The organism is Nostoc sp. JL34, from assembly GCF_017114945.1.
Classification (GTDB): Bacteria; Cyanobacteriota; Cyanobacteriia; order Cyanobacteriales; family Nostocaceae; genus Nostoc.
On sequence record NZ_JABXKQ010000167.1, the window covers coordinates 22,313 to 35,116 of the forward strand.

General features: G+C 41.1%; 11 protein-coding genes. 7 read left to right on the forward strand and 4 right to left on the reverse strand.

The genetic code is table 11. The features are described 5' to 3' along the window. Positions 1-38 precede the first annotated feature (38 nt). The 3 genes from HWQ44_RS30270 to HWQ44_RS30280 all read right to left on the reverse strand — a co-directional run bounded on the left by HWQ44_RS30270 (position 39) and on the right by HWQ44_RS30280 (position 2,214). Positions 39-1,517, reverse strand: coding sequence for a cation:proton antiporter (locus tag HWQ44_RS30270; protein WP_292725692.1), 1,479 nt, complete (start codon positions 1,515-1,517; stop codon positions 39-41). 86 nt (positions 1,518-1,603) lie between these two features. Next, the gene (locus HWQ44_RS30275) at positions 1,604-2,017 is read right to left on the reverse strand and encodes an EVE domain-containing protein (RefSeq protein WP_292725694.1); all 414 of its coding nucleotides are present in this window, start codon (positions 2,015-2,017) and stop codon (positions 1,604-1,606) included. Continuing rightward, entirely contained in the window at positions 1,999-2,214 is a 216-nt protein-coding gene (locus tag HWQ44_RS30280) for a hypothetical protein (RefSeq protein WP_292725696.1), read from the reverse strand. The genes HWQ44_RS30275 and HWQ44_RS30280 overlap by 19 nt, the downstream gene beginning before the upstream one ends. 28 nt (positions 2,215-2,242) lie before the next feature. Here HWQ44_RS30280 and HWQ44_RS30285 point away from each other — a divergent pair, with 28 nt between their 5' ends. Next, positions 2,243-2,986 carry an SIMPL domain-containing protein gene (locus HWQ44_RS30285; protein WP_292725698.1) on the forward strand — a complete coding sequence of 248 codons (744 nt, stop codon included), beginning with the start codon at positions 2,243-2,245 and terminating at the stop codon, positions 2,984-2,986. A gap of 59 nt (positions 2,987-3,045) precedes the next feature. Here HWQ44_RS30285 and HWQ44_RS30290 read toward each other — a convergent pair whose 3' ends face one another. Further along, positions 3,046-3,408, reverse strand: a complete 363-nt coding sequence (locus tag HWQ44_RS30290) for a single-stranded DNA-binding protein (RefSeq protein WP_292725699.1) — start codon at positions 3,406-3,408, stop codon at positions 3,046-3,048. A 372-nt stretch (positions 3,409-3,780) separates the two neighbouring features. Here HWQ44_RS30290 and HWQ44_RS30295 point away from each other — a divergent pair, with 372 nt between their 5' ends. The 6 genes from HWQ44_RS30295 to HWQ44_RS30320 all read left to right on the forward strand — a co-directional run. Further along, the gene (locus HWQ44_RS30295; protein ID WP_292725711.1) at positions 3,781-4,788 is read left to right on the forward strand and encodes a rod shape-determining protein; all 1,008 of its coding nucleotides are present in this window, start codon (positions 3,781-3,783) and stop codon (positions 4,786-4,788) included. A gap of 102 nt (positions 4,789-4,890) precedes the next feature. After that, the gene (gene mreC, locus HWQ44_RS30300) at positions 4,891-5,700 is read left to right on the forward strand and encodes a rod shape-determining protein MreC (protein WP_292725701.1); all 810 of its coding nucleotides are present in this window, start codon (positions 4,891-4,893) and stop codon (positions 5,698-5,700) included. A gap of 26 nt (positions 5,701-5,726) precedes the next feature. Further along, complete coding sequence (gene mreD, locus HWQ44_RS30305; protein WP_292725703.1) at positions 5,727-6,344, forward strand: rod shape-determining protein MreD; 618 nt, start codon at positions 5,727-5,729, stop codon at positions 6,342-6,344. A gap of 1,222 nt (positions 6,345-7,566) precedes the next feature. Next, a complete protein-coding gene (locus HWQ44_RS30310; RefSeq protein ID WP_292725705.1) occupies positions 7,567-8,037 on the forward strand; it encodes an NADAR domain-containing protein in 471 nt (156 codons plus the stop codon). Positions 8,038-8,588: 551 nt separating this feature from the next. Beyond that, positions 8,589-11,333 carry a GAF domain-containing protein gene (locus HWQ44_RS30315; protein ID WP_292725707.1) on the forward strand — a complete coding sequence of 915 codons (2,745 nt, stop codon included), beginning with the start codon at positions 8,589-8,591 and terminating at the stop codon, positions 11,331-11,333. Between the two features lie 930 nt (positions 11,334-12,263). Further along, a partial coding sequence (locus HWQ44_RS30320) for a protein kinase (RefSeq protein WP_292725709.1) occupies positions 12,264-12,804 on the forward strand: 541 nt, incomplete at its 3' end.

Consider the following 12,804-nt stretch of genomic DNA (forward strand, 5'->3'; position numbering starts at 1 on the left):
GCCCCATGCCCCCTGCCTAATTCCCCATTCCCCAATAATTAACGATCGCTAGAATCTGGGGTTACTTCCAAATTGCCACTGTCATTTGATGCTGGCACCCTTGACTGAGATGGTTCAATTACCAACGAAGTTCCAGAGGAACCGTCTAAAAGTAGTTGCTCTGAACCTGCTTCCACAGTTTTTGGATCTGGAAATACAAATCGTAGCAAGGGAGGAGCTAAAAAGGTTGTCAAGATAACCATCATGATAATTGCTGCCCCTAATGGTTTCGAGAGAGCGCCACTGGCAGCACCGACACCAGCAAACACTAACCCAACCTCGCCTCTGGGAATCATCCCTACACCGATCGCTAAACGGTTTATTTCGGGTTGACCAAACACGCTTAAACCTGTGATCACTTTACCAAGAATGGCTACTGTAATCAGGAAAGTTGCCATAATTAGACCTTCACGATTGTCGGGAATTGCTGGGTTTAATACTCCCAAATCGGTTTTTGCCCCAACAGTCACAAAGAAAATTGGCACTAATATATCGGCAATGGGAGAGACTTGCTTTTGTAGTTCTTTGCGCTTATCTGTCTCTTCTAGGACTAAACCAGCCGCAAAAGCTCCCAGAATTGCTTCTAAGTGGATGACGGCGGCAAGGTATGCCATAGCAAAGGCGAAGATCAATGCTGGTATTACCAGTCCACCGCGTGTTTTGAGCTGATCGGCGATCGCTACAAAGGACTTATTGAAAACATTGCCTAGTAGGATTGCTCCCAAAATAAAACCAGTAGCACTGATAATCAAATAGATAACTTTGCTTACATCTACCACACCATCTTTAGCTAGGCTGGCAACTACCGCTAAAACGATGATTCCCAGTACATCATCAATTACGGCAGCACCTAAAATAATCTGCCCTTCTTTAGAATTGAGTCGCCCCAATTCTGACAGTACTTTGGAAGTAATACCAATACTAGTGGCAGTCAAAGCCGCTCCTGCAAAAATTGCGGGTACAGCGCCAATACCAAACAAAGTCATCAGTCCCACAGTCCCAGCAGCAAAGGGTACTGCTACCCCGACTACTGCGACGACACTAGCTTGGATACCAACTGCCATTAAGTCTTTTAAGTTCGATTCCAAGCCGATTTCAAACAGCAGGATGATCACACCCAATTCTGCCAAAACGGAAACGACCTCAGACTGCGCTGCAAACACCCCTGGAGTGGCTTCAGGCGTTAAACCAGCAGTGGCTTGAAGGAAGGACATGATTAAAGAGTTAGAACTGTCTGTGCTGCCTTCTGGAAACACCAAAAGGTGGAAAACAGAGATCCCAACTACCACACCGCCCACGAGTTCGCCTAAGACAGGCGGCAAACCCACTTGGTTTGATAACTCTCCACCAACTTTGCTGGCGAGGTAAATGACTACTAAGCTTAATAGCACTGCTGCTACTACCATTGAACTGTCTGCGGCTTGTGTTGCGCTAGCCAGCAGAGGAAAAGAAAAGCTGATTGGATCTAACAAATGCATGGGTTCTGTGAAAATCCTTCTCTTTGATTCTGACGCGTTTCTGAAAAACATCCATCTATGGAGACGCAATTGGCAGCTTTTAAAACTTAATTTGTGTCATTTGTCAACTCAATCAAACGCTGCCAGTAGACTTCCCAAACCGGGACTACGGACAGTCTCGGAAGTCGCAGCAAGTCAAAGTCTGTGAATTTATTGTCCTGTTTAATTTGAGCTAGGGTAAGGGGTTGGTGTACTCTTTGTAATGCCCGTACATCTACAACTGCCCGTTTGCTGTCATTGAGTGTTGGATCGATATAAGGTTGACTAACTATCTCTGCTAAACCTATGATTTGCCGTTCTTTGCCTGTGTGATAAATCATCGTCAAGTCACCAGAAAGCATGGTACGTAGATGTTTCAGGGCTAAAGAATTGTTGACTCCATCCCAAACTGTACTGCCGTCCCGTTCTAAATCGAAGTAGGAATAATTTTCCGGTTCAGTTTTCAGCAGCCAATACGCCATGACAAAATCTCCAAAAAGGCTAGTGTAATTTTTTTAGTTTCCAAAAATGTAACCATTTCAGCTTTTGACTGTGGCAGTGTCAAAGTAAGAACATACAAATCGTATCTAGCGATCGCACTTGAGTTGTGAAAAACTTGTGGTGGCTGTTGACTCTCAACGGCCACCAGAAGATTGCTACATACGTTTATTAAAAACATCTGTGGATAGTTTGAGGAGTGCAATTTTATGACTAGAGCCGCTTTACCTGGTTCTCAATTTCCATCTGGAAACTTGTGGAAAATACTGCCTTTAGCAATGCTTTTATGTACAACTTTTGTACTACCTGCATTCGCACAAGAAAAGGATAAATTGTGGCGAACCCTTAGTGTCAGTGGTCGCGGAGTGGAAACAATTCCCACAACCCTGGGGCAAGTCAGTTTAGGAGTAGAAATTCAGGGGAAAACAGCACAAGAGGTACAGCAAGAAGCCGCTCAGAGGTCATCGGCTGTGGTTGCGTTTCTCAAGAGCAAAAATGTTGAAAAATTACAAACTACTGGTATCCGGCTCAACCCAGTTTACAGCTACACCAATAATGTGCAGCAGATTACAGGCTATGCTGCCACTAACACTGTAAGTTTTAGAATTCCTGTTGAGCAAGCTGGGACATTATTGGATGATGCAGTCAAAGCCGGTGCGACACAAATTAACGGCATTAGTTTTGTTGCGAATGATGAAGCGATCGCAACTGCTCAAAAGCAAGCATTAAAAGAAGCTACTCAAGACGCGCGGCAGCAAGCTGATGCCGTTTTCAGTGCCTTGGGTTTTAAATCCAAAGAAATAGTGAGCATTCAAGTTAATAATGCCAGTGCGCCTCCACCACCACCAATGTTTTTACGGGCTGAGGCTGCCAAGTCGGCTGATGCTTCCACCCCTATTGTTGGTGGTGAACAGCAAGTAGAAGCATCGGTGACGCTGCAAATCAGTTATTAGTCATTAGTCCTTTGTCATTGGTCATTAGGATTACTAACAACTAATGACCAATGACTAAATTAGAAATGTTCTGAGGACATATCTGCCGTACCGCCCTCTGCGTCTCGCTTAGAGCCTAATAAATCCAGTTGGTCTACTTGGATAACTGGTGATGATCGATTTGCTCCTGTTTGGCGATCGCTCCATGTGTCAAACTTCAAAGAACCTTTGACAGCAATCTGTCTGCCTTTGCGTACATAATTACCTGCTACCTCCGCCGTTTTTCCCCATAGTTCTAAATTAAACCAGTCGGTATGTTCACCTTCTTTAGTGCGGCGATTAACAGCTAGTGTCAATTTACACTTAACACTACCAGACTCAAAATACTTAATCTCTGGGTCGCCGCCTACACGACCAATGAGGGTGACAACATTTATACTCATGTGCGTTACCTTTTAGTACATGTGTACTTAGTAATTCTGACTTTCATCATAGCGAATTGTGAAACACTTGAAAATAATGTGTTAAACAGTTAACAATATAGTGGACTTGAAAAATTATACACACTACTTGGAGAAATACATAAAAGTATACGGATATACTAAGTTAACCAGAGAATATCAAAAAATAGATGCCTGAGACATAGTAAATATTTCTGGGAATCATATAAAAATATAGTCTAGTTTACTCAACTCAGGATACAAACGTAGTCGAATACGGCACGATTAACTCTTACCGTTGTAGTCAAAAAGTATCGCACATAGGGGGCTTAGAAACGCGTGGGTCTTTTTAGGAACTTTCGCACATCATGGGATATGGGTATCGACCTCGGTACTGCTAACACCCTCGTTTATGTATCTGGTAAAGGGATTGTACTGCAAGAGCCTTCTGTAGTTGCTATCGATGTCAACGAAAAGGTGGCACTAGCAGTAGGAGAAGAAGCCAAAAAAATGCTCGGTCGAACACCTGGAAATGTGATTGCCCTCCGCCCTTTGCGAGATGGTGTAATTGCTGACTTTGATATAGCCGAGCTGATGCTGAAAAGCTTTATTCAGCGTGTAAATGAAGGTAAATCTTTGATTCTACCCCGAATTGTCATTGGTATTCCCAGTGGTGTCACAGGAGTAGAAAGGCGAGCTGTAATGGATGCAGCCCACCAAGCAGGAGCAAGAAAAGTGTATTTAATCGATGAACCTGTAGCCGCGGCCATTGGTGCAGGACTACCTGTTGCCGAAGCAACTGGCAACATGATCATTGATATTGGTGGTGGCACAACAGAAGTTGCAGTGCTGAGTCTTCAAGGTACGGTGATCAGCGAATCAGTACGGATTGCCGGAGATGAACTGACTGATGCGATCATTCAGTATATTAAGAAAGTTCATAACTTAGTCATTGGTGAACGGACTGCCGAGGAGATCAAGATTCGGATGGGTTCTGCCTATCCGACTAATGATGATAATGACGCCATGATGGAAGTCCGAGGGTTACACCTACTTTCTGGTCTACCGCGAACTGTAACAATCAAAGGGCCGGAAATCCGTGAAAGCATGTTAGAACCGCTATCAGTAATTATAGAAGCGGTGAAACGGACACTGGAACGCACACCTCCAGAACTGGCAGCAGACATCATTGACAGAGGTATTATGTTAGCTGGTGGCGGTGCTTTGCTCAAAGGCATAGATACCCTCATTAGCCATGAAACAGGGATTGTGACCCACATCGCTGCTGATCCATTGAGCTGTGTTGTGCTGGGAACAGGTCGTGTGTTAGAAAACTTCAAACAGTTGGAACGAGTTGTCACCGAAAGTTCTCGCAATATGTAGGAAAAAAAATATCAGACTTGAGTTCTATTTGAGTTCTATTTGGGTTCTATATAAATAGAACTCAAATAGAACTTAATTTATATTAAGTGTGCAAAGGTATTTATGGTGACAATACGGCGTTGGTGGGATCGTAAAGGGTTGCAAATCGGGTTGTTAGCTCTAGTAGTTAGTAGCGCTTGGATGTTGCGACAGACTCAAGGTGAGCTAGTGCTTGAGACATACCAGGCAATTACCCGTCCGTTAGAAATGTTGCAGTCAGGGCCTACTCGAGAAGAACGTCTTAGAGATGCCCGGATATTGGAATTGCAAACCCGTATAGTAGATTTGGAAAGTCAAAAGACAAAGCTACAAGATTTATTAGGTTATGTAGAAAAAGAGCCACTGGCATCACGGCCAATTCCTGCCCGGGTGATAGGACGTAGTGCTGATCAGTGGTGGCAACAAGTTACCCTGAATCGCGGTGCGAATGCAGGGATTCAGGAAGGCTTCATAGTCAAGGCAGATGGTGGATTGGTGGGTTTGGTGGAGAGTGTAACTCCCAATACTAGTCGCGTGTTGTTAATCAGTGACCTCAAGAGTCAAGTGGGTGTATCCATTAGCCGCACCGCAGCTAAAGGCGTTTTGCGAGGAGATTCTTCAGCCGAAGCAGTGCTGGAGTTTTATGAAAAAGTCCCAAATGTCAAGATAGGAGATTTAGTTTCTACATCTACTTATAGTCAAAAATTTCCATCTGGCTTGGCAGTAGGACGAATCAAGTCGCTGGATTTAAAGAAACTCCCCGCATCAGTGGCAAAAATTGAGCTTTTTCCGCCAATCCGCTCTCTCGATTGGGTAGCTGTTTATCCAAAGCCAGAAAACCAAGAGCCAGAAAATCAAGAGTCGGCGAATCAAGTGCCGCAAAAGTCTAAGTAAATTCTTCTTTGAAAATCCATAGAAAAATGAAGATTCCTGCATTTGGTGCTAGCAGGCAGAAAAAGCCAAAATCGTCAGAGCGAAAATCGAAATTCCCAATCCAGCCGCTTTCTCGTTGGCATCCTGGTATACGTCAGCTGTTGGGTTGGATAGTGACGGTTGGATCTGTACTATTATGTTTACTGTTATTGCCAACTCGATTCCCAGGTATGGAATTATTGGGAATTGGCCCTAATTGGCTGTTAATTTGGGTGGTAGCTTGGAGTGTGAAACGCACAGTGTTTGCCGGAGGATTGGCAGGTATAGTTCTGGGGCTACTTCAAGATTCAATGACATCATCTAACCCTACTCATGCCCTCAGTTTAGGTATAGTGGGAATTTTAACTGGTCTGCTCCAGAAACAGCGTTTTATCGAAGAAGATTTTATTTCAATCGCTGTAATTGTCTTTGTTATGGCAGTTTTGGCAGAAACTATCTTTGGGTTGCAATTAACTTTGATAGGCGATGAGCGCAAGGTAACAGATATTTGGACATATTACCAACGAGTCGCCCTTGCCTCTGCCATTCTTAGTAGTTTATGGGCCCCTGTGGTCTATTATCCCCTGAATCTTTGGTGGCAGAGGATAAAATTGTTGGAGCAATAGTAAAGGCTGTAGCTTTAAAGGCACTATCTAATATCATGTTTGGATGGATACTGATAATTAGGGCTGACGCGGGGACACGGACAGTTTTGAATTATAAGTAATTAAGCGAACTTGATATAACTCTGCCTGGAACGATAAAAGCAAGCGCGGTGGATAAGCTCAAATATGCTATTGGCATCTGCGATCGCTTTTATCGTTATAGGTGATATCTACAACAGTCTACGCCTATGCCCAAAACTATAAATATAATGAAATAGCCCTGATCTTTCCCTTTGGAAGGATAGTACTTTTCCAGCCAATAAATATGTTCCACAAAAGCTTTAATGTGTTCTGGAATACCAGAATAACCCCTTCTGCTTTTGCTAGGGGTTTTGTTCTGTAATAGGATTTTTGGTAAGCTGTTTCACATTTGTAAGGAGCATTCAGATTGACCCAATCCTGGAACTGCACGCTGATTGGATGTGCGACATCTCGCTTTATGAGCAGTGCCTAGAAGCAAGAATTGCTCAGTCAGATGTTGACACAGATAGCATTTAATTCTTAGATGAGCGCGTTTGATAAGTTCGGTTTTGGGTTAGGAGTGCGAGTTTGCCGCCATAGGCATCGCGTTTGCTCACGAGAATTTGTTCCTTTTAGTCATTCCTGGGTGTCAACAGGAAGCCGATGATTAAGTACAAAGTGCCGGAGGTGAAGGAAAGAAACTGAGCGCGTCACCGATAGCGTAGCGTTAGCGACGCAGGAGCAGCCCATCGCAAAAATGGAGAAACCATTGTAAAGCGATTAGCTGGCGAGACGAAACGGATTAAATACAACCGCAACCGCAATACTTTCGAGCAGGAGGTTAGGGATGGCTACTGTTCTAGAACAGTCAGAAGATGGGCTTGTTGAAAAACCAAGCAGTTAATATTTATGTCAAATTAGCCTGTGGCAATATGCTTTAATCGGCGTGGAAACTGGAATACTTCCTGTCCATGAGCCAATCAAGGAATTGTTAACTACTGCAACTCACTCAAAGCTAACGTCAGTGAACAGGGCGAAAAATTACTAGGTGGTAAGCACATCCTTTCTAAAGCTTATGGGTAAAGTGGTAAACCTGTTGTTCCAGGAATTGTGTAAAATAATTCCCTTAACCTCATGTTATTAACCCTTCATACAAATGAAGGGTTTTGAAACCTAAAGTTTCAGTTACCCTGAAGTTGATATATAAAAGAGCAATTTTCAAATGACCATTTACTTTTATAAGGTTTGGCAGCCTTATGGCTGTTTTTCTAACTTTTCTCCTCACGGAATCCATATCCAGGGTAGTTACTGGCCAACGGTTGAGCATTATTATCAAGCACAAAAGTTTGTAGGCAGCACTGATGCGGTAATTATACCACTCATTCATACTGCCGCTACCCCAGAAGAAGCTGCTGCTTTGGGAAGATGTAGCGATCGCCAACTCCGTCTAGACTGGGATTTAGTCAAAACTCAAATTATGCGAGAAGCTGTACTCAAAAAGTTTCTCACTCATGGTGATATTAGAGAAGTTCTCCTGAAGACAGGTGATGAAATTTTGGTTGAAAACTCTCCAACTGATTTTTTCTGGGGCTGTGGTGCTAATAAAGCCGGTCAAAACCATCTCGGTAAAACTCTTATGAGTGTGCGTGAAGAAATCCGTAATTTACTATCTTTAACGGTAATTTACGAATAATTTAATCAAAATAGTTACATTCAACATAAAATTAGCCATTAAACGGGGAATTTTATAATTCCCCAGTCAAAAATATTAGAAAAAGTAAAAATAATTTAGTTATTTGGTTTAAAAAATCTTAATTAATTGAATTAAGAAGTAAAAATAGTAAAAAAATATGTTAATTACAAAGCAATTATGAAGGCATTAATTTGGGTGATATCACTGAAATAGTTTGATGATGAAGAATATAAAATTAATAGGTGTCTATGAATAATATTTTTTCAACTTTAGACTTGAGAGGATGTTTGGAAAGTATTTGATGATATACCAAAAAGTTTGAGATTCTCCTAAATAAACTTTATATCACTATGGGTATCAAGCAAAATATCTGATATTTTTCAAGTATCCTTTAATACCATTAAAAAATATTTGCAACAAATGTACGCCCCTAGCAACGTATTTGTAGCAAAAGTTTCGTGAAATGGGATGAAAATCAAAGCATTGTAAGTTGAGAATTCTCATCAGGGACAATTATAAAAAATATACTTCAGTCATAATGTATATAGACAATGACATTTACCGATAAATCAAACGAGTTGCAGCAAAGCTTAGACCAAGAAAGTTTACTGCACCGGATGACAAAACAGATCCGGCGATCGCTCAACCTCCAAGAGATATTAACGACTACCGTTAGCGAAGTGCGTTTATTTTTGGGTGCAGATCGGGTAAAGGTCTATCGCTTTGATATTGATGGTAGTGGTGAAGTCATTGCTGAATCTATTTATGAGCAGAGTCTGCCATCTTTATTGGGGTTACGCTTCCCAGTTCATGATATTCCAGAAGCCGCTAGAGAGATGTTTTTGTTAGCTGGGCAACGTTCGATCGTGGATGTAGTAAACGACAAGATCGGGCTATCACCTCTACAATCAAAAGAAACTGGCAAACGTCTACAAACTAATATCTACTATCGGCAGGTAGACCCATGCCATATTCAATACCTAAAGGCAATGGGTGTGCAATCATCGTTGGTAGTGCCAATTTTACATTGCGACCTACAAGAAGAATCCGCAAAACCTCAATTGTGGGGATTATTGGTATCTCACCACAGTCAACCGCGAAAGATTTTGAAGCAGGAACTGAAAGTATTGCAGCAAGTTGCTGACCAAGTAGCGATAGCGATCGCTCAAAGCAATTTACTCACTGAAGCCCACGCCAAGCAAGAGCGAGAAGCTACTATTAACCGAGTTACTACACTATTGCATAAACTGCCGACAATCCAATTACAAGGAGCGCTAGAAGAAGTTATTACTGCCTTCAATGGAGTAGGTGGCAGGCTTTACATTGAAGAGAGTCGGGAACTATACACCCGGGGCGACCAACCAACACTCCCCTACGAGTTAGATAACAGCATTATCGAACAGCATCCCATGTGGCAAAACTGGATGGCTGAATTTCAACAAGGTAATATTTGGGCAACTGCTGACCTCTATAAAGAATCACGTTTGCGAGTTTTGGCTTTAGCATTCCGTTCTACTCAAATTCGCGGACTCATGGTGATTCCCCTACATTACCGCGAAAAATTTATCGGTGTATTAAGTATTTTTCGCTCTGAATTTGAAACGGAAATCTTGTGGGCGGGACGATGTGAACAAAATCGGCGACAACTGTTGCCCCAACTTTCCTTTGAGGTTTGGCGAGAGCCAAAAAAAGGGCAAGCACCTCGGTGGGAGCCTGAAGATATGTTATTAGCGCAAGCCTTATACGATCATTTCTCAATGGCAATTCAGCAGCAGCAAATGTACAAACAGGTACAAGCCCTGAATACCAACCTAGAACTGCGGGTGCAAGAGCAAACTGCTGAACTCGAAAAATCATTACTGCTTACCAAACTACTCAAGCAAGTTACAGAACAGATTCGCCGCACATTGGAGTTGCAGACAACCCTACAAACTATAGTTCGAGAAGTCCGTCCCCTGCTAAATTCAGACCGAGTGCTGATTTTCCAACTGAAGAATAAATCGGTGATTGTGGAAGAGATTAATGGCAATTGGCAGTCAGTTCTAGGAGTGAATGCACCACCAGAATGCTTTCCAGATGAGTATACGCGTCTATATTACCAGGGCAGGGTACGGGCAATTAACAACGTTTCAACTGCTTCTTTAAGTGATTGTCATCGAGAGTTTTTGCAGAGTCTGCAAGTGCAAGCAAACTTAATAGTTCCGATTAATATGGGTATCGAACTATGGGGCTTACTAATTGCCCATGAATGTAACGCTCCTAGAAATTGGCAGGATGCAGAAATTGATTTATTGCAACAGCTAGGAGATCAGGCTGCGATCGCAATTCAACAAGCACAACTCTACGAACAAACCTCTGATGCCGAAATTGAAGCCAGAAATCAAGCTGCCCAGTTAGAGCATACCCTGCATGAACTCCAAGAAACACAGACAAGATTGATTCACACTGAAAAGATGTCCGGCTTAGGACAGTTAGTGGCAGGTATCGCCCACGAAATCAACAACCCTGTTAACTTTATTTACGGTAACCTATGCCACGCCAGTGACTATACCGAACAACTGCTAGAAATTTTACGTCTCTACCAGCTAAACTATCCCCATCCCCATAGTGAAATCCAAGCTGCGATCGAAGCCATCGATTTTGACTTTTTGGTAGAAGACCTGCCAAAAATCATGACCTCAATGCAATTAGGAACCGAGCGCATCCGCTCAATAGTGCTGTCGTTACGCAATTTTTCTCGCTTGGATGAAGCTGAAAACAAGCGCGTTGACCTGCATGAAGGCATTAACAATACCTTATTAATTTTGCAACATCGGCTGAAAGGAAATGCTGAATTTCCACGCATTGAGGTAATAAAAGACTATGGCAACATCCCACGGGTGGAATGCTATGCCGGTCAAATGAATCAGGTATTCATGAATATTTTTAGCAATGCTATAGATGCTTTAGTAATGGGGAATGGGGACAAGGGGGACAAGGGGAAGAAGAATAACCCATACCCGATGCCCACTATCCACATTTCTACTAATGTCTCAGCAGACAATTCTCATCTGTTGATTCGTATTAGTGACAATGGACCCGGAATGACTGAAGAGGTGAAAAAGCGAATTTTTGACCCGTTTTACACTACCAAGCCTGTGGGTAAGGGTACAGGATTGGGGCTGGCAATCAGCTATCAGATTATCGTCGAAAAACATGGGGGAATAATGGAGTGCATTTCAGAACCTGGTAAAGGTACAGAGTTCTGGATTGAAATTCCTATCAAGCCTCCAGCCAAAATAGTGAGTCAAAGGTAGAGGAATAGGGAGAGCAACTCTATGTCTAAGACCAATTCTCTTTATTTAACCTCTCTTTTCTCACAAAGACTGAGAAAAGAGAGGTTAAAAACTGATTGCAGAAAAGTAAATCGAACTGAATATTCTGTCAGGAGTTAAATTGCACAGAGAGGATATAGCTGGAGTAATGGGTTATGAAAACATAAATTATCATGAAACTCAGTAATTAAAGCTTGTTGAAAATAGAAAATTTTTGACAAATAAGGTTGAAAAACTATATACAATAACTGTTGTGGTAATTACACAGAAACTTATTGATTATATTTCAAAATGAATAGTATATTAGCGGTTTACAATTAAGCCTTAGCAGCAGTAGCATGTAACAAAATATATCTCACTCGCTAAATCAAATGGTGTTTTAAGTTACATGATGATTAAAAACCCTTTGGTAATAATTCAACAACCAGAAGTAGGCAAACTAATCCTTAAAGTTTGTCCGCTCGCTGGTTTGAGAAAAGAAAAGTTAGCAATATCTTTAGATATTACTTATTCTACGGTTAGTTTTTGTAAAAATGGATACACTAGACCATCATGTCTGGGCTGTGCACAAGCAAGATTGAAGAGATTTTAGTGGAGATATAGCGATTGTCGATTGTATGAGAACACCAAAGTCCTTGCTGTCAAATCATTTCAGCAAAGTTTTTGTATCTCACTGAACTGCACACCGCTATAGGTAAAAGGGGCAATTATTAGAAAAATATTTACCCAATAAGTTTAAAGTGAAAAAATATCCTATATATGGACATTATTAAATTTTCTTGAACCAACATAACTTATGCTTAAAAATATTTTAATTTTATTGGCGCTAAATTCCAGCAAAATTTTTAGTTTAACTAGCAATATAACAGCATAATTAATAGCTTTGTAATAAATATTTAGAGATAATAAAAAATGATTACTAATTCAAAATATAAAATTGTAGAAAAAATTTCAGATGGGATAGATACTGTTGTTTATCGGGTGCAAGAACTTACTAATGAAACAACGGTTATTCTGAAAATACTTAAAAGTGAATACGCTAATCTTGAATATGTAACAGAGTTTAAACACGAGTATGAAATTTCTAAATTATTAGATTTGCCAGGAGTTATTAAAGTTTATAGAGTAGAAAATTATCAAAACAGTATTGCTTTAGTTTTAGAAGATATTGGAGGACAGAACCTAAAACAATTTATCAACAATAATAAAATTAATATCATAGATTGCTTAAAATTAGCTATTAAAATTACGGATATTATTATAGATTTGCATGAACAACACATTATTCATAAAGATATTAAACCACAAAATATAATTATTAATCCTCAGTCAATGCAGGTTAAAATTACTGATTTTAGCATTGCCTCACGCCTGTCAAAAGAAAATGCAATCATCAGCAATCCTAATTTGCTTAAAGGAACACTTGCTTACATGTCTCCAGAGCAAACAGGTC